The following is an 18,296-nucleotide window of genomic DNA, read 5'->3' as shown; positions in this document are numbered from 1 at the left end:
AACTCTCCGGCGTCGCAAATGGAGGTGCAGTGGCAATCTTTACAGACCCCATCAGGGAACACGCTGATTTCGGGCCTGGAGATGCCGAATGGCTGCACCTCCTCGTCGGTGACTGGCAAATGGTCGCTGACCTGGCTTTCGCGGACCTCGCACTGTGGTTCCCGCACCCCGAGTTTGGCTACATTGCCCTCGCCCACGTCCGTCCGTCGACATCGCATACGGTGTTCCACGCGGACTTCGTGGGCGAGGGCATCCGCTCGGACCTGCGTCCGCTGGTAGAGAAGGCGTGGAACAGCAGGGCCATCGAGCGCTCCAGTGAAACAAGCTGGAGCAGCGAGATGGCACTGCGGGTTGAAGCGGTTCCCATGGTGCGCAACGGAAGAACCCTCGCCGTCGTGACTTCGCATATGGACCTTTCCAGCTCCCGCATGCCGTCCAGGCTGGAACTGACCTACCGCCAGTGCGCCTACGATCTCCTCCGCATGGGCACCCTCGGACTCTGGCCGGACTTCGCTTCCCCGACTGGCTCACGCCGCGGGGCGCCCCGTGTCGGTGACGGGTTGATCCGGCTCGACGCCGACGGCATAGTTCAATACGCAAGTCCCAATGGCGTCTCGGCATTCCGCAGGCTCGGTGAAGTTGAGTCCTTGGAGGGCCGTTCACTGGCCGAGGTGACAGCAGGACTGCTGAAGGACCGGCGCATGGTGGACGAAACCCTGCCCCTGGTGGTTACGGGCCGCATGCCGTGGCGGAGTGAAATTGAATCCAGGGGCGTCAGTCTTTCCCTGCGTGCCATCCCATTGCGCGACGAGCAACATCGTTTCGGCGCGCTGGTGCTGTGCCGGGACGTCTCGGAGCTCCGGCGCAGGGAGATGGAACTTGTCACGAAGGATGCAACGATCCGTGAAATACACCACCGGGTCAAAAACAACCTTCAGACAGTGGCTGCCCTTCTTCGCATGCAGTCCCGGCGCATGGTCAGCGACGAAGCAAAGCAGGGGCTTGAACAGGCGATGCGACGGGTGGCGACAATCGCCCTCGTCCATGAAACCCTGTCGCAAGGCCTGACGCAGAGCGTTGATTTTGACGAGTTGATCGGAAGGCAGTTCCGGCTATCGGCAGAGGTGGCCTCGCCATCCCAACAAGTACGAACTGAGCGTTCAGGACTGTTCGGCGAATTGCCCAGCGATTTTGCTACACCGCTGGCTTTGGTCATCAATGAACTCGTGACCAACGCCGTTGAGCATGGACTGGAAGGCCGGACCGGCACAGTGTGGCTGGTGGCGGACCGGGCTGAAGGGGACGGCACGGATGAATTCCTGACAGTCACCATTGCCGACGACGGCGTAGGGCTGCCGGATGGTCAGTACACAGAGGGTCTGGGGTTGCAGATTGTGCGTACCTTGGTCACCAGCGAGCTTGGGGGAAGCATCCAGTGGCGTCCGAGGGAGGGCGGCGGGACAGCAGTGGAGATTGTCCTCAACCTCGCAAGGGCCTAGGTTCCCGGTATCCTGCCGGCCATGGATACATCTGCCGGGCTTAGCCAGCGCTGAATGGATCTGCCAGTAATTAAACAGAAAGGCCGCGGACCGAATGGTCCGCGGCCTTTCTGTTTACTTGGAAATCAGGAGGCGCGACGTGCGCGTGCTGCGCGACGCTTGAGCGCACGCCGTTCGTCTTCACTCATTCCGCCCCAAACGCCTGCGTCCTGGCCGGACTCCAATGCCCACTGCAGGCAAGTGTCCACCACGGGGCAGCGGCGGCAGACGCTCTTGGCTTCCTCGATCTGGAGAAGTGCTGGTCCCGTGTTGCCGACTGGGAAGAAGAGCTCCGGGTCCTTGTCGAGGCAGGCTGCGCGATTACGCCAATCCATGCTGATCAGTCACTCCATTCGTGAGAACTAGAAGGGCCTTTTGTGAAAACATTCACGAGAGGCTCCAAAGGAAAGGGGCCCGCATGGGCCCCCTTGGTCGTCTGAGTCAAGCGTTTCATGTTAACGCCTTGTAAACAAGGGGTGTTAGTGGTCGAAATGCTCGGAATCCGTGAGCGATGCATCACATCAGCCGCCAGTGCCCTCACTGCTAGATGACTATCTCCGGTAGTGTGCCAGTGTGTCAAGACCTCCTGTAAACCCTGCCCAACCCCACTCCGCCGCTGACGGAAACGACGATTCGGGCCGACCGGCTCCGAGTGCTTCCGGGACCGCGCGGCCCCGCGGGATACTCATCATTTCCATCGTCGTTGTACTCGAAGCCGCGGCATTGTTCGCCGCTGCGGCTTGGTACGGTTTCGAACTCCTGACTGGCGCTCCGGTGCTGACGTTTTGGGGAGCGGTCTTTACGTTGGTCCTGCTGCTGGCCTTCTCGGCTTGGTTGTTCGCGGTAGGGCATTTCTTGTTCCGTGGGTTCAGATGGACGCGCGCGGCTGCATTGGTGGCCCAATTATTCGTCCTCACCATTGGCTTCCCGACTATGACAGGCGGGCTCGTGCTCCAGGGATTGGCGATGATCATTCCTGCGTTGGCCGCTATCATCTTCCTCTTCCAGCGAGATGTCATCTCATATGCATCGCGTACCGGCGGTACGGCAGGAGCGCTATAGCTGTTGGGCCCGATGCTGGCGGTCCGGTCACTTTGGAGCCGGAAATCCCGCTGTCAGTACTGTCTGACAGGGTGTGGCCTTTCCTCGGTTGATGATGAAACCCCGACCGGGGTGCCGCGCAGGGTCGGCTTGGAGTCTGACTCCCAAAAGCTCGCCATCGTGCGGGGTTCCAGGCGCCAGGATCATCCCCATGCCTGAGACCTGAACTTCCTTTGCCAAGGGAAGTTGGTGGTGAAGACCTGGGCCGAACGTAGCCGTCAGGATGATGCCGGAGACTTGTCCGGCAAGGGCGGTAAGGGCCTGGCGGGCCTGGGCATCCAGAGTGTCGGCGTCATCCACCAACAGAATGCTCCCGGGGTTCAGGTTTCCCCCAGCGGCTTCTGAGGAGGTTGCAGCCCAGAAAGCTCCGGCAGGGGAGGAACCTGGCGGGAAGACCCATGGAATCTCCGGGTTCAAGCCCACCAGCGACCATAGGACGGTGGTCTTGCCGGAATTTGGGCTACCCAGGATTATGCTGACGCCCCTGTCTCTGAGGGGGAGTGCGGCAGGCAGGGCCTCGTCGCCCGCAACGCCGATCCACAGAGGCCCGGGCACCCTTCCGTCGGACGTCGCGACCGCTGGGGTTGGGCCTTCCGTTGACGCGTTGGCCGAAGTGCCTGTGCCAGGGGTGGCGCTGTGGCTTGGCCGGAGCCCCGGCGACGGTCTATTTCTGAGCTTGGATGACGCTTCCATGCGGCCGGCGAAATCTTCAGGCGTCAGCAGCTGGGGGAGTGGGCGCAATCGAAAAGGCGGTTCGGCCGGAGCCAGGGGACAAAACGGCCACGCCCCGAATTCGGGCGCCTCCCTGAACTGCGCTGTTGCCATCTGACCTCCGACGACGTTTCCCGATACGACCGCACGGCAAGGAACGGGTTCCACCTCGGGGAGGCGGGGCCAGTGGAACCTGGACTCCTCAGTGGTCCCTAGGGGGAAATAGGCGCGGTTTGGGATCGCGGCAAACAGGCGCGAACTGACTAATTCCCGCTCGCCTGAAATCAACAGTGTGATTCCCAGAGGGCTTCCATCCCTGGCAATATCGTGCAAAAGGCCTTCTGCCCACTCATAGGGTCCGCCTCGCAACGCCGATGCCCAAGAACACCAGCCAGCCACGAGCAGTACTAACGGCGTACACGCGCTGATGGTGCTGCCCAAGGCGCGTCGCCGTTCCATCTCAGCTGACACCCGGGTCAGGATCCGGGCCGCGAAGGCAATTTGGCTGACACCCGCAGCGGCCCCAATGCCTTCGTGAATCTCCACCTGACCCAGCAGGCGATTTGCGTCCAGAATGTAGAGATGGGGTTGTGGTGTCTGGGCTGCCAGTGTCGCGGCGATGGCCCGGAAGCTTTCATGCACACCACTTGACGGGCTGCCAATCATTGCGAGGTGTCCGTGCCTTACGGGCGACCAAAAGAGGCGTTCAACCCGTTGCTGGGCAGGCTTGTCGAGGAGCGCCACTGGCCCCACCCGCCATGATGCGTTCTCCCGTTCTTCCAGACGCTGAGGTTCGTCCGCGGATACAAGATCATCATGCCAGGAGATTGACAGCGGCAGGGGCGCTGCAATGGGACTGCGGGGAGAACGCATGCCGAAACGTTGCCATGCTTCATTGACAATGGACACCACATTCCTGGCGCCGGTACTTGACTGGAATACTGATGCTGATTCCTTGTCAATATATTCCAAGTCCAAACCCATGGCTGGTCCCACCAGTGCTTGAGTCGTTGACCGAACCGCCATTTCGAGCGAAAGGGGATGTTCGTGTGGCATGGCTCCGGAGCTGTACGAGATGCCACCGGGATGCAATACGTCCAAGGATGCGGACTGGAACTCCTCAGCTTCTTTCGATGCTGTGGCAAGGAAGGCCCTGCCTGGAACATCAACGCCTATGGATGCAGCAACCTTGGAATTGATGATGTCCACGGACTCCATCTCGGACTGCACCCGAAGGGCAATGCTGGAAGTTACATTTGCCCGGATGTCGGCGGTGAGTGCGCCTTGCGGTCTCTGCGTGGCCATTACTAAGTGGATCCCCAGCGAACGTCCTATGGTGGCTATACGCATGAGTTCGCGGAGCGCGCCCGGAGCCTCGTCGACAAGAATCCTGAACTCATCAATTACCAGGATCAGGTACGGGAGTCCGGTGTCGTTGGCCCTCCCTGTTTGTTGGTATTGACCGAGATCGGCGGCTCCAGAGGCAGCGAACAACTTCTCGCGGTGCTTGATTTCTCCGCGCAGCGATTCCAATGTCCGGTCCAGATGTTGTTGGCTGAGATCGGTCAGCAGGCCAACACAGTGTGGGAGAGCGGCCAGCGGACCCAGGCCTGACCCGCCTTTGAAGTCAAAGAAAAGAAAGGTCGCGTGCTCCGGCGGGACAGTCAGTGCGATTGAAGCAACGAGCGTCTTCAAAAGTTCCGATTTTCCGGAGCCGGTGGTGCCTGCAATCAAGAGGTGTGGACCGTCCAACTTGAAGTTGAAGGTCAGGCATCCGTTGCGGCCTTCGCCCAGTACTGCTGTGAGACCGTCCTTCCAGGAGGCTGTGCGCCATCGGCCCAGGACCCGGCGTGGACCGTAAGGAAGCAGCTCCGCCAATGACGAACGATGCGCAAGCGTGCCGTGGCTCTGGGGTCCTGTGGCACCCACGTTTGCTGCCAAGGTGCGGCAGAAGTGGTCGAAAACTTCGGCTGGAACGAGGTCGGGGACAAAATCAAGGCGCTCACCGCCCGATTCAAAAGCCGCGGCTACTCCGGAGGACTCGATGGTGATGACGGCGTTGGTGGTTCCGGCTTTGGCATGGCAACGCAGTATCTGCCACTGGGCCTGATGCGCCGCCCGCATGATTCCGATAAGAGCCTCATTGTCATGATCCGCCGGACTTTCCATCAGGACCAGCCTGCCTCGCCGGGTATGTCGGAGCCCATTCAGGGCCGCAAGGGCTGCCGTGGAGTCCGAAACCAGTGTCACTTGAGGGAGATAACGGGCGCTCAGGGGGAGCTTTTCGGCCGATCCCAAGAACAGGACAGGCGCGCTGGCCGAACCCGGGAAACTTGCCAGCTGCATGACAATGAATCGAAGCAATGCGGCCACGTGCTCGTCACCACCAAGGATCGCCACGCTGGCATGGCTTGGATCCAAGGAAACAGGGCATAATCCGATAGGTGGCGGCATGAAGCGTGGGTCCTCAGGAACCACGCGGATGTTCGCCGTCGAATGCGCGGTGCCCAGCCGCAACCAAACCGGGTAATCCTCCTGGCCGTGTCCCGCAGTGGAGTGCGGCGCCGGCGTCGGGCCATATCCACCCGGTCCGGATCCAGGAGATCCAGGGTTTTCGACCACCACGGGACGGCGGTTGGCCGAGAGTATTTCTGCTGCAGACGGAGAACAACGACGGCGCCGGGCAATGTCTTCGAGGACTGCCCGATCAAGGGCAAGGCGGTATTCACGCCGGCCCTTCCTTCCCAGCAACAGAGGGAAAACCAGGCCAAGCGCAGACATGGCAGAGAACCCCAAATACATCCACATACCGGTGGCCGCTGCCAGAACGACTCCGGCGAGAAGCGGCACCCCGGCCGCAAGGGCAACTGTTGCGCGGCTGCTGTGGCCCCTCGCATGGGATACTTCTATCTGTTCGTCTACAGGGCCACCCGCATCCGGTGCCAGGGGAAGGAAGCTATCGCTGTCAGGCGAGACGCTGAAGGTCGTATATCCGCAGCGGATTGTGGAGTTGGAATTGATCAGGGACCTTCGGGTACGCCGTCCGTCCACGTAAACGGGATTCGCATCGGCAATGGTGGCTATTTCCAAGCGTTCGCCCGAGACGTCCAGCACTGCATGTTCCCTGGACATACCGGGATCGGGCAGCGAAATACCGGCTGTTCCCCGGCCGATGCGGTGGTGGCCGCGTTGAATCGCGAAGACAGAGCCAGCGCCCGGGCCGGTATGAGTGAGCAGCATCGGAATCAAGGGTGGGGCCGCGTTGAGTACGGGCGAAGTGAGACCATCCACGAGCACCGCCCCGGACACCAGTGGAGGCAGTCCAACAGTCAGTGTGGCCAGGTCCTGCCCTGCAACTGAAAGCGGCCCGGTGTTGCGCGCCGCTTTGAGGACGGAACTCAAATGGGCTCCGGAGGTGCCCCGGCGGCAGGGCGATGGAAAGTTCCTCAGGATCTGCTGATGTTGACGCAGCGGGTCCTCGAACCAATGTGCACTCCAACGACATTGCCGTGTCCTCTCTTTTCTTACCCACCATCGTTATGGAGCGCGCGGGCAAAGCGCAGGGCCACATCCTCGTATGTGGACAACTTCGGCCAGAGACTGGCAAACGCCGCCTTGACGCTGTGGCTTTGTGTCTCAGCTAAGATGAAACTCGTTGTCGCGTGTGCTCAATGAGGAAGGACCTTCACCGGTGATAGTGGTTGCGGAGAGCGCCGATGTTTCAGACAAGGCCGTAATTGGTGATGGATCAAAGATTTGGCATCTTGCCCAAGTCCGCGAGCAGGCCGAATTAGGCGTCAATTGCATCGTCGGACGGGGTGCCTATATCGGCACCGGAGTCAAGATGGGGGACAACTGCAAAGTTCAGAACTATGCGCTTGTCTATGAGCCCGCGGAACTGGAGGCGGGAGTCTTCATTGGACCCGCCGTAGTCCTGACCAATGACACTTACCCCCGGGCCGTTGCGCCCGATGGAACGTTGAAGAGCGCCCACGATTGGGAGCCGGTTGGCGTCACCATTCGAGAAGGCGCATCCATCGGCGCCCGCGCCGTTTGTGTTGCGCCCGTCACGATTGGACGTTGGGCCACAGTGGCAGCAGGCGCTGTCGTGGCCAAGGACGTCCCGGATTTTGCTTTGATGGTCGGAGTTCCGGCCAAGCGCCATGGTTGGGTCGGCAAGGCCGGTTTCCCGCTGCAGCGCAGCGGTGACAACTGGGTATGCCCGGAAACCGGCGCCACATATGTTGAACAGAACGACACCCTTCGAGAGGTAGAGGCATGAGCCCCGAATTCATTCCCCCCGCCAAGCCCATCATCGGTGATGATGAGCGCAAGGCCGTAGAGGCCGTTCTGGCTTCCGGCCAACTTGCCCAGGGTTCGGAGGTCGCGTCCTTTGAACAGGAATTCTCGCAGGTCCTCCTTGACGGCCGGGCAGCCGTCGCGGTCAACTCCGGCACGTCCGGATTGCACCTCGGACTTTTGGCTGCGGGCATTGGCCCTGGCGACGAAGTCATCGTGCCGTCGTTTACTTTCGCTGCAACCGCGAACTCGGTCGCTCTGACGGGCGCAACGCCTGTCTTCGCCGATGTCGACATGGACCACTACACGCTGGATCCCGCGTCCGTCGAGTCGAAGATCACGGACCGTACTGCGGCCATCATGCCGGTTCACCTTTACGGTCACCCGTTCGACGTCGACGGAATCGGCGCAGTTGCCGCCAAGCATGGCGTTAAGGTCTTCGAAGACGCGGCCCAAGCGCACGGTGCGGCCGTCAACGGCCGCAAGGTGGGTACCTTCGGCGACTTCGCCATGTTCAGCCTGTACCCCACGAAGAACATGACCTCCGGCGAAGGCGGCATGGTCAGCACCGGCCTGGCCGACGTCGAACGCCGGCTTCGGTTGCTCCGCAACCAGGGCATGGAGCGCCAGTACGAAAATGAACTGGTTGGCTTCAACGCCCGCATGACCAACATCCACGCAGCAATCGGTCGCGTGCAGTTGACCAAGGTCGAAGGCTGGACCAAGACCCGCCAGGAGAACGCTGCATTCTTCGATGCAAACATCGAAGGCGTCATTACGCCCAAGGTGGTGGAAGGCTATGAGCACGTGTACCACCAGTACACAATCCGCATCGCTGAAGACCGTGACGGCTTCGCCAAGGCTTTGCGCGAGGAGTACAACGTAGGCTGCGGCGTCTACTACCCGATTCCCAACCACCGTCTTGCGCCTTTCCAGACCTCCGATGACCTTCCTGTCACGGAAGAAGCTGCAGCCACGGTGCTTTCGCTCCCGGTTCACCCGTCGCTCAGCCAAGATGACCTCGACAGGATTGTTGCTGCTGTCAACGCCATTGCAAAGGCAGGTAGCTAGTGGCGAATCTCCGCGCGGGCCTCATCGGACTTGGCATGATGGGTCGTCACCACGCACGCGTTATCCGCGAGCTTGATGGTGTTGACCTTGTTGCCGTCGCTGATTCCTTTGGTGACCCTCACAACGTAGCAAGCGGCTTGGAGGTCTGCAGTTCCGTCGAGCAGCTCATCGAGCAGGGCATCGACATGGCGGTTGCAGCCGTGCCCACGATCCTGCACGAGGAAGTTGCCCTGCAGTTGGCCGAAGCCGGCGTTCACTGCCTGGTGGAAAAGCCCATCGCCAACGACTCCGTGTCCGGTCGACGAATTGCGGAGGCTTTTGATTCCAAGGGCTTGATCGGCGCTGTCGGGCATATTGAACGCTTCAACCCTTCGCTGCAGAGCCTTCGTGAGCGTCTTGGCAACGGCGACCTCGGTGAGGTCTACCAGATCTCCACCCGCCGCCAGGGTCCTTTCCCGTCACGTATTGCCGATGTTGGCGTCGTCAAGGACCTCGCCACCCACGACATAGACCTCACAGCATGGCTGGCCCAGAGCAACTTCATTAACATCGTCGCGCACACCACTTCCCGCAGCGGGCGTGAGCACGAGGACATGGTCACCGCGATCGGGCACCTCAACGGCGGCGTGGTCACCAACCACATCGTCAACTGGCTCTCACCCATGAAGGAACGCATTACCCTTGTCCTGGGTGAGCGCGGCGCCTTCATCGCCGACACGATTTCGGCAGATTTGACGTTTATCGAGAACGGCACTTTCCAGACCGACTGGGATTCCGTCGCGGCCTTCCGCGGCGTCTCCGAGGGATCCTCAACCCGCTTTGCTTTGGCCAAGCGCGAACCCCTGAAGATGGAACACGAGGCGTTCCGCGACGCGGTCCTCGGCAAGTCCATGAACATTGTCACAATGGCCGAAGGCCTTGAAACCCTCCGCGTTGCGGAGGCTGTTCTGAAGTCAGCCGAAACCGGCGCCGTCGTCGCGCTTTAGGACGGCAATATTCTGAATATTTGAACGGGAGGCTGGCGCTGGCCACGCCTCCCGTTCGTTTTTCCGGTCAAACGCCGCCTTCCTTCCGTGCGCCCCCGAATCGGGATTCGATCGTAACGTCGGGTAGCCTTGACCAGTAGACGTGGGCATTTTTGTGCCCGCACGCCAATACACAGGAGAGTTTGTGAACGCTGATCTCGTCGTCGTCGGCTCGGGTTTCTTTGGCCTGACCATTGCAGAACGCGCCGCTACCGAGTTGGGGCTGAAGGTTGCGGTGCTCGATCGCCGCCACCATATTGGTGGAAACGCCTACAGCGAGAATGAAGCGAAGACTGGAATTGAGGTGCACCGCTACGGAGCCCACCTCTTCCACACGTCCAACGAACGCGTCTGGGAGTACGTGAACCGGTTTACCACGTTCACGAACTACCAGCACAAGGTTTACACCAGCCATAAAGGCGAGGTGTACCCGATGCCCATCAACCTGGGCACCATCAACCAGTTCTTCCGCTCGGCCATGAGCCCCACGGAAGCCAAGGCACTTATTGCCGAACAGGCCGGTGAACTCGCCGGAACCGATCCGCAGAACCTCAACGACAAGGGCATCCAGCTGATCGGACGCCCGCTGTACGAGGCTTTTATCAAGCACTACACGGGCAAGCAGTGGCAGACGGACCCCAAGGACCTGCCGGCCGAGATCATTTCCCGGCTCCCCGTGCGATACAACTATGACAACCGCTACTTCAACGACACTTACGAAGGCTTGCCGGTCGACGGTTACACGGCCTGGATTGAGCGGATGGCGGATCACCCCAACATCGAGGTTGTCCTCAATACTGATTTCTTCGACGACGGCGAGTTCGGCCGCTCGTCGGTCCTCGGACAGGTGCCGGTCATCTACACAGGCCCTGTGGACCGCTACTTTGATTACGCGGAGGGCGATCTCTCATGGCGCACGATCGACCTTGAAGAAGAGGTCCTGCCGATTGAGGACTTCCAGGGCTGTGCTGTGATGAACTACCCCGATGCCGAGGAAAAGTACACCCGCATCCACGAATTCCGCCACTTCCACCCGGAGCGCGACTACACCAAAGACGCCACGGTCATCATGCGGGAGTTCTCGCGTTTCGCGGAGAAGGGCGACGAGCCGTACTACCCCGTCAACACTTCCGACGACCGCCAAAAGCTGCTCGCGTACCGCGATCTTGCCAAGGACGAGAAATCGGTTCTGTTCGGTGGCCGGCTCGGAACATACAAGTACCTCGACATGCACATGGCCATCGGCTCCGCACTGTCCATGTACGACAACAAGATCAAGCCGCACTTTACCGGCGGCGCCAAGCTTGAAAGTGGGGGAGTGGACGCATGACCGCCACAACAAACGAAAGCCAGGAGACTGCCATGACGGCTGAACAAGCCTCGGACGCCTCAACGCAAGAAAGCCTGCGCATCGTTCAGCGGGTCATCTTCCCCGCCAACCGTGACCTCGACACGTTGCCACTCTATGTCGACCCGGACACCAGTAAGGTGCAGAAGGACGACGGCGGCAGCAGCGCCGTCGTGCAGGCGGTCGGAATGGCCCGAAAGCTGCACCCGGAAGACATCCTGGACCGTGGCTCGGTGCAGGTACGTCGTGGTGAGCGCCTTTCGTTCGGGTCCTACTTCAATGCCTTCCCTGCCAGCTACTGGCGGAAGTGGACCATTGCCACGAAGACTGTCCTTCACCTTGAGACTGAGGGCGAAGGAACGGTTATCGTCTACCGCTCCAACGCCCGAGGCGCCTCGCAGCGCGTGGATTCGGTGCTCGTGGAAGGTTCGGCCAGTAACGATTTCGAACTGACTCTTGCGCCTTTCGGCGACGGCGGCTGGTACTGGTTCGACCTGATTGCCGGCGGGGACGGGATGACCCTTAATACCGCGCACTGGGCGGTGCCGGATGAAGGCCGCCCGCAAGGCCGCGTAACGCTCGGGGTAACCACTTTCAACCGAGCCGACTACTGCCTCGAAACCATCAAGTCGATCGACGCTGACGCGGGCCTCCGCGAAATCCTCGCCGAACTGATCATCGTGGACCAGGGCAACAAGAAGGTCGCCGACGAAGCCGGTTTCGACGTTGTCGCAGAGTCCATGGGCGAGCAACTGCGCATCATCAACCAGGGCAACCTTGGCGGTTCAGGTGGCTTTGCACGCAACATGTACGAGATGCTCGTCTCTGACAAGAGCGATTACGTCATGCTCCTGGATGACGACATTGAACTGGAAACCGAAGGCGTCATGCGTGCCGTCGCGTTTGCGGACCTTTGCCGGAAACCCACGATCGTGGGCGGGCACATGTTCGACATGTACAACAAGTCCGTGCTGCATGCCTACTCCGAGGTCGTGAACTTCTACCGCTTCCTTTGGGGTCCGGTGGAGGGACTGGGCAACCACGACTTCTCCGCAGCCGGCCTGCGTTCCACGCCCCAACTGCACCGCCGCTGGGACGCCGACTACAACGGCTGGTGGATGTGCCTGATTCCCAAGACGGTCGTAGAGACCATTGGCCTGTCGCTGCCGGTCTTTATCAAGTGGGATGACGCCGAATACTCGCTTCGGGCACGGGCAGCCGGCTTCCCGACTGTGACGCTTCCGGGCGCAGCTGTATGGCACGTCTCCTGGGCAGACAAAGACGATTCCGTGGACTGGCAGGCTTACTACCATGAGCGCAACCGCCTCATAGCGACCCTCCTTCACAGCCCGTTCCCCAAGGGTGGTCGAATTCTTCGCGAGAGCCTGAACACGGACGTCAAGCACTTGGTATCGATGCAGTATTACCCGCAGCAGGCCCGCGTTATGGCGCTCCGGGACGTACTCGCTGGACCAGGCGATCTTCACAAGCAGCTGCCCACCATGATGCCGAAACTCCGGGCCATGCGTGAAGAGTTCCCCGACTCCCAGGTCAAGACTGACCCGGCCGCCTTCCCGGAGGTATTCCGGAAGCGCCCGCCGAAGAAGCCCCAGTCCTACAAGCAGCCCGGTGCGCTCGGCTTGCTCCCGTGGGCAGTCAAGACGGTCCTGAAGCAAACCATGGCTCCGGTGCGCGACACCGCCAAGGCGAACCCGGAGGCCCAGGTGGCCCACCAGGACGGTAAATGGTGGAGCCTGGCGCACCTGGACAGCGCTGTTGTTTCGAATGCCGACGGCACAGGTGCTTCATGGCACCTGAGGGACCCGAAGATGGCCCGCCAGCTGGTGGTCGAATCAGCCAAGCTCCACGCGCAGCTTTTCTCGAACTGGGAGACCCTCCGCGCACAGTACCGTGAAGCACTCCCCGCGATCACCTCGATGGAGTCGTGGCGGGAAACGTTTGAAGCATCGGAGCCTAACAAGTAGCAATGGCCACTTCCACTGATACATACGCTGTTCCAGGGGTAGGTGCCGGTCTGCTGGACGTCTATCGACGCCGGTACCTCCTGAAGTTGATCGTCCGCAAGGAACTCCGCGTCCGTTACCGGGGCTCTGTCCTGGGATTGGCCTGGTCCTACGTCAAGCCCCTGGTCCAGTACGTGGTGTTGTTCTTCGCCCTGGGCATTGTGCTCCGCGTCGGTGACCAGATACCCAACTACGCGCTGTACATGTTTTCCGGCGTCATCGTCATCAACTTCTTCTCGGAAGCGTTCTCGAACGCCACCCGGTCCATCGTGTCCAATGCTGCGTTGGTGAAGAAGATTTACCTGCCGCGTGAGTTGTTCCCGGTTGCCTCTGTCTGGGTTGCCGCGGTTCACTTCCTGCCGCAGCTGGTGGTCCTGCTTGCAGCCGCGCTGCTCACGGGCTGGCATCCGGACGTCCTGCAACTCATCGGGGCGGCCCTGGGCTTCGTCATTGTGGCTGTCACAGCGACCGGTCTTGGGCTGCTGGCTGGTGCCATCAACGTCTTCTTCAGGGATGCAGAGAACATCGTCGACATGCTGATGATGATCGTCACTTGGACTTCACCGGTCCTTTACGACTGGACCATGATCCGGCGCCTCGCCCCGGAATGGGTGCTGGTGATCTACCAGCTGAATCCAATTACCGTAGCCGTCGAGCTGTTCCACTGGGCCTTCTGGTACCCCACGGTCAACCGGCCTGTCGAGCTTCCCCCGCATTTGATGTGGACGGGGCTGCTCGGTCTTGGGATGGCTGCCTTGTTCCTTATCATCGGCCAGCTCGTGTTCCGACGGCTCGAGGGCCACTTTGCGCAGGAGGTCTAAATGGGTGCTGCAGTAATCGTCAAGGACCTCAAGAAAACATTCAACCTCCGCCACTCGCACTCCTTGAAGGAAACGCTGGTTTGGCTGGTTAAGGGACGCAAGGGCGATCTCACCAAAAGGTTTGATGCCCTTCATGACGTCAGCTTTGAAATTCAGCCGGGGGAGACCGTGGCCCTCCTGGGCTTCAACGGTTCTGGTAAGTCCACCCTTTTGAAGCTCATTTCCGGCGTCATCCTTCCTGACAAGGGAACGGTCCGAACCAAGGGCCGGGTGGCAGGCCTCATTGAAGTAGGGGCGGGGTTCCACCCGGATCTCTCCGGGCGGGAGAACGTCTTCTTGAACGCGGCAATCCTGGGTATGACGGAACAGGAAATCAACGAGAAGTTTGAAGAAATTGTTGCCTTCTCCGAGATTGAGCAGTTCATCGATACCGAGGTGAAATTCTATTCGTCGGGTATGTTCCTGCGTCTCGCGTTTGCCGTAGCGGTTCACACCCAGCCGGATATCTTCCTCGTAGACGAAATCCTGGCCGTGGGCGACGAGCCGTTCCAAAGGAAGTGCCTCGCCAAGATCAAGCAACTTTCTGATGAGGGACGGACCTTGGTGGTTGTGAGCCACGACCTCGACATGATTTCGCGAATCTGTGACCGCGGGGTCGTCCTGTCCTCGGGGACGGTGCAGTTCGAGGGTCCTGCGGACCAGGCTGTGGCCTGGCTGCGGGAACGAAACTAACCGGCAACCATTTGCAAGAGAGTCGTCTGTCAACGGATGGCTGGTAGAAGCATCTAAGAAAGGCGATTGTAGGAATGGGTATCGGCCCCCTGCTTTTGTGTGTACTCCTGATCGTTGTGTTGTGGTGGGGCCCGGGCTGGATCCTCGGCGAAGCCCTGGGTGTCCGACGCGTGTTGTTGCCCGTGGTGGCTCCCTTGCTTGGCATGGGTGTCCTTACGGTCATTGGCGTCATGGGCAACGCACTGGGTTTGAGCTGGCAACTGCTCCCCGTCATGGTGGTCCTGTTGCTGTTGTCGGCAGTACTCTTCGGTGCCAGGCTCGCTCTTCGCCGGCGTTTCCCGGATAAGTTCGAAGCAGCTCCACGGCAGAGCATCTTTGGCAAGCACCACTTCAAGGGATCCTGGTGGGTCATTGGTGCGGGGCTCCTCGCCGGCGGTGCTGTTGCCGCGGTGTGCTGGACTGTAGGAACAGAAGGACTTCTGGGAATCAACCAGGACTGGGACATTCCGTGGCACGCCAACATGATCCGCTTGATTTCGGTCAACCATGAGTGGGACCCGAGTATTGCAGGCAACTTCGCCTACTACGACACCAATATCGCCGAAGCTCCCATCCGGAGCTACCCGATAGCCTTCCACGCCGTACTGTCACTGTTCTGGCCGATGAGCGGGGTGAGCATCCCCGTCTTCCTGAATGTCTTTGTCCTGGTGATGATGGCAGTGCAACTGCCCCTGAGCACCATGGCACTGACCATGGTGATTACCCGCCGCCCGATCGCTGTGGCGGCGGCTGGGGCAGTATCGGGCTGGTTCACGGTCTTCCCCTATGACCTGTTGTGGCGGGGACCGTTGATTCCGTTCTTTGCCGGCATGCTGATGGTAGGACCCTTTGTTTACCTGGCCGTCAAGGGAGCACTGGAGCGCCAGAAATTCTGGATCCCCGGTATCGCTTTTGGGGCAGTGGGTCTGATCGCAGTCCATCCTTCATTGGCCTTCGCAGTACTTCCTGTCCTTGTCTTTTGGATGCTGTCTGCACTTGTCCGCCGAAAGGGCAGGATCCTCGGCATCACGGTATACCTGGCCGTATGCGGCGTCCTGGCCGTGATTCTCGGATTGCCGATCATCGCCCAGATGCTGAAGGAATCCGAGCGCGTTTCCAAACAGGTGTGGGCAGCGGACACAGATCGCAATGGTGCCATCCAGAACATCATCTTCCTGAACCACGGCTCCATGGCCATGCCGATCCTGACCGCCATGGTGGCATTGGGCTGCCTGGCATTGGTCTTCAGGATCCGTATGTGGTGGTATTTCGGGCCTGTCCTGGCGTTCGCATTCCTCTCCGTTTACACCATGGGCACGGACAACCCCCGGTTCATGACCCTTACAGCGCCCTTCTACGACGACCAGTGGCGGATATTCGGCATTCTGGTCATGCTGCTCGTGCCACTGGCCGGATTGGGTGTGGCCCAGTTGGCGGAGGCCGTAGCTTGGCTGTGGTGCAGAATCCGTGCCGCACGTTCCACTGGGGATGGAACAAAGGGGCGACGGAACCTCAGCCATGTGGTGACCGCGGGCGCTGCAGCAGCAATAATGTTGGTGACCGGTATTGCGGCCATCCCCTACTTCAAGCAGAATGCCCAGCGCATCAACATCAACACGAAGGTTGATGGCCCCACGTTGAGCTCGTCTGAGGTTGACCTGCTCAGCACCATGGACAAGTACGTGCCGCAGGACGCCACGGTTCTCAATGATTCCTGTGACGGATCGGTGTGGATGTATGCGCTCGGAAACCGTATGCCCATGATCCGGCACTTCGAAATTCTTCCTACCAATCGACAACTCCTGGTCCTGCAGAAACTGCCGGAACTGGCAACCGATGAAGCTGCCCGCAGTGCTGCCTCGGAGCTTGGCATCGAGTGGGTTTACATTGCCGACGGCAGGATTCGGGCCTGGGATGAGCCAAAGCCGGGTCTGACGCAGCCAGACTCCATTCCCTACCTTAAACTCGTGGTGCGTGAAGGTAACGCCGCTCTCTACCAGATTGACTGGAGCCAGCTTCCCGGTGGCAAAGAAGCGTTCGATGCCGCTGCCAAGGACCGCCTTCAGCTTGACGGTGTCTCGGGGATCCTTGAAAATACGAGGCCGGACGGCATAGCGCCGCTAGGAAGGATCTGCTGATCATGAAGGCTTTCATCGGAAAGTTCATGGGTTCCAGTTTGTTCAAGTTCCTCCTGGTTGGTGGCTTGAGCTTCCTTGTGGACCTCGGTCTTTTGGCGTTGTGCTTCCAGGTCTTCGGCTGGCCTTTGTGGCTCGCCACGGGTGCCGGATTCTGGGGAAGTTTCTTCTTCAATTACTTCCTCCAGCGGCATTTCGCCTTCAGTGGCGGAGGCACGGCCCTTGGCGGGGTGCTGCGGTACTCCGTCCTTCTGGCGTTCAATACCGTGGCCGTTATGGGAATTGTGGAACTTTTCCAGCTCATGGGCGCCGGTTACGTTGTGGGTAAAGTAGTTGCGACGATTGTCACCATGGGGTGGAACTACTTCATCTACAAGCACTGGATCTTCCCGCAGAAGAAGCAACTGAAGAGCGCCGACGAACAGACAGGCGGCCAGGCGGACTCCGGCCCACCGGCCCAAAAACTCACACCTAACAGCAGCGAAGGATAATCGATGTATCGAGGCGTTCGAATTGCCGCGGTAGTACCGGCCTATAAAGAAGAAAACCACATCGCGCAGGTCATCGAGACGATGCCTGATTTCGTCGACGACATTGTCATCGTTGACGACTGCAGCCCCGATGACACTTCGGGAGCTGCACGTCGCGCAGACGACGGCCGTGTCACCCTCATCCGCCATGAGGTCAATCAGGGTGTGGGTGGTGCAGTACTGACGGCCCACAAGGCTGCCATGGAACTGGGCTCCGACATCAACGTTGTGATGGCCGGCGATGCGCAGATGGATCCGGATTACCTTCCGCAGCTGCTTGATCCTGTAGTTGATGGCTATGGTTTCGCGAAGGCGAACAGATTCTTCTCTGGTGAATCGTTTGCGGGCATGCCCGGTTACCGTATTTTTGGCAACATCGTCTTGTCGTTCATGACCAAGCTTGCGTCCGGATACTGGCACATTTTCGATCCCCAGAACGGCTACACGGCCATTCGGACCGAGGTGCTTCGCCGTCTGCCGATGAACAAGGTGGCCGCGCGTTACAGCTTCGAGAATGACCTTCTCATCCACCTGAACATTTTGGACGTCCCGATTGTGGATGTGCCCATTCCGGCGGTCTACGGAAATGAAGTTTCCAGCATCAAGCTCCGCAAAGTCATCCCGGAACTTCTTGCCATGCTCTTCGGCGGTTTTTGGCGCCGGGTGTGGTGGAAGTACATGGTGTGGTCCTTCTCGGCTGTGGCCCTGCTGCTGATTGCCGGCATCGCCCTGATCGTGATGGGGCTCGTGGCTGGAATCTGGGTGCTTGCTGCAAGCGTGGGTTCACCCACGGCGGGGTCGGTGATGTTGGCTGTCGTGCCCTTTGTGCTGGGAGTACAAATGCTGCTGGTCTCCCTGCAACTGGATATACAAGCAAGCCCCAACAGACCCTCCATGCACCCGATGAAGGAACGCGCTTAGC

Annotated in this window: 14 protein-coding genes; 12 read left to right on the top strand and 2 right to left on the bottom strand. The window is 60.0% G+C overall.

Annotated elements, in window-relative coordinates; all coding sequences use genetic code 11:
* The first annotated feature begins 29 nt into the window (after positions 1-29).
* Positions 30-1,499: a sensor histidine kinase gene (locus PJL15_RS10775; RefSeq protein ID WP_281451137.1), complete on the top strand. Its 1,470-nt coding sequence runs from the start codon at positions 30-32 to the stop codon at positions 1,497-1,499.
* Positions 1,500-1,624: 125 nt separating this feature from the next.
* Here the strand turns inward: PJL15_RS10775 and PJL15_RS10770 are convergent, their stop codons facing one another.
* Positions 1,625-1,873, bottom strand: a complete 249-nt coding sequence (locus PJL15_RS10770) for a WhiB family transcriptional regulator (RefSeq protein ID WP_003804966.1) — start codon at positions 1,871-1,873, stop codon at positions 1,625-1,627.
* 238 nt (positions 1,874-2,111) lie between these two features.
* Here PJL15_RS10770 and PJL15_RS10765 point away from each other — a divergent pair, with 238 nt between their 5' ends.
* Positions 2,112-2,600, top strand: a complete 489-nt coding sequence (locus PJL15_RS10765; protein WP_281451136.1) for a hypothetical protein — start codon at positions 2,112-2,114, stop codon at positions 2,598-2,600.
* A gap of 27 nt (positions 2,601-2,627) precedes the next feature.
* On the opposite strand, the gene PJL15_RS10760 is transcribed toward PJL15_RS10765, so the two are convergent.
* Positions 2,628-6,752 carry an FtsK/SpoIIIE domain-containing protein gene (locus PJL15_RS10760; protein ID WP_281451135.1) on the bottom strand — a complete coding sequence of 1,375 codons (4,125 nt, stop codon included), beginning with the start codon at positions 6,750-6,752 and terminating at the stop codon, positions 2,628-2,630.
* A 262-nt stretch (positions 6,753-7,014) separates the two neighbouring features.
* On the opposite strand from PJL15_RS10760, the gene PJL15_RS10755 reads away from it, so the two are divergent.
* The 10 genes from PJL15_RS10755 to PJL15_RS10710 all read left to right on the top strand — a co-directional run bounded on the left by PJL15_RS10755 (position 7,015) and on the right by PJL15_RS10710 (position 18,295).
* Positions 7,015-7,632, top strand: a complete 618-nt coding sequence (locus tag PJL15_RS10755) for an acyltransferase (RefSeq protein ID WP_432443813.1) — start codon at positions 7,015-7,017, stop codon at positions 7,630-7,632.
* Positions 7,629-8,720, top strand: a complete 1,092-nt coding sequence (locus tag PJL15_RS10750; RefSeq protein WP_281451133.1) for a DegT/DnrJ/EryC1/StrS family aminotransferase — start codon at positions 7,629-7,631, stop codon at positions 8,718-8,720. Before PJL15_RS10755 ends, PJL15_RS10750 begins: the two co-directional genes overlap by 4 nt.
* Complete coding sequence (locus PJL15_RS10745) at positions 8,720-9,706, top strand: Gfo/Idh/MocA family protein (RefSeq protein ID WP_281451132.1); 987 nt, start codon at positions 8,720-8,722, stop codon at positions 9,704-9,706. The genes PJL15_RS10750 and PJL15_RS10745 overlap by 1 nt, the downstream gene beginning before the upstream one ends.
* Positions 9,707-9,890: 184 nt before the next feature.
* Positions 9,891-11,075 carry a UDP-galactopyranose mutase gene (gene glf, locus PJL15_RS10740; protein WP_281451131.1) on the top strand — a complete coding sequence of 395 codons (1,185 nt, stop codon included), beginning with the start codon at positions 9,891-9,893 and terminating at the stop codon, positions 11,073-11,075.
* A complete protein-coding gene (locus PJL15_RS10735; protein ID WP_281451130.1) occupies positions 11,072-13,078 on the top strand; it encodes a glycosyltransferase in 2,007 nt (668 codons plus the stop codon). The genes glf and PJL15_RS10735 overlap by 4 nt, the downstream gene beginning before the upstream one ends.
* A gap of 2 nt (positions 13,079-13,080) precedes the next feature.
* On the top strand, positions 13,081-13,938 hold the full coding sequence (locus tag PJL15_RS10730) for an ABC transporter permease (protein WP_281451129.1): 858 nt from the start codon (positions 13,081-13,083) through the stop codon (positions 13,936-13,938).
* Positions 13,939-14,670, top strand: coding sequence for an ABC transporter ATP-binding protein (locus PJL15_RS10725; protein WP_281451128.1), 732 nt, complete (start codon positions 13,939-13,941; stop codon positions 14,668-14,670).
* Between the two features lie 74 nt (positions 14,671-14,744).
* Positions 14,745-16,847: a DUF6541 family protein gene (locus PJL15_RS10720; protein WP_281451127.1), complete on the top strand. Its 2,103-nt coding sequence runs from the start codon at positions 14,745-14,747 to the stop codon at positions 16,845-16,847.
* Between the two features lie 2 nt (positions 16,848-16,849).
* Complete coding sequence (locus tag PJL15_RS10715; RefSeq protein ID WP_281451126.1) at positions 16,850-17,335, top strand: GtrA family protein; 486 nt, start codon at positions 16,850-16,852, stop codon at positions 17,333-17,335.
* A 3-nt stretch (positions 17,336-17,338) separates the two neighbouring features.
* Positions 17,339-18,295 (top strand): glycosyltransferase family 2 protein, encoded by a 957-nt coding sequence (locus tag PJL15_RS10710; RefSeq protein ID WP_281451125.1) that lies wholly within the window; start codon positions 17,339-17,341, stop codon positions 18,293-18,295.
* Position 18,296: the final 1 nt, after the last annotated feature.

Origin of the sequence: Paenarthrobacter nitroguajacolicus, assembly GCF_029952445.1 — a bacterium.
GTDB classification, from domain to species: Bacteria; Actinomycetota; Actinomycetes; order Actinomycetales; family Micrococcaceae; genus Arthrobacter; species Arthrobacter nitroguajacolicus_B.
The sequence above is the reverse complement of the archived record's forward strand: the minus strand, read 5'-3'. Positions and strand labels throughout refer to the sequence as shown.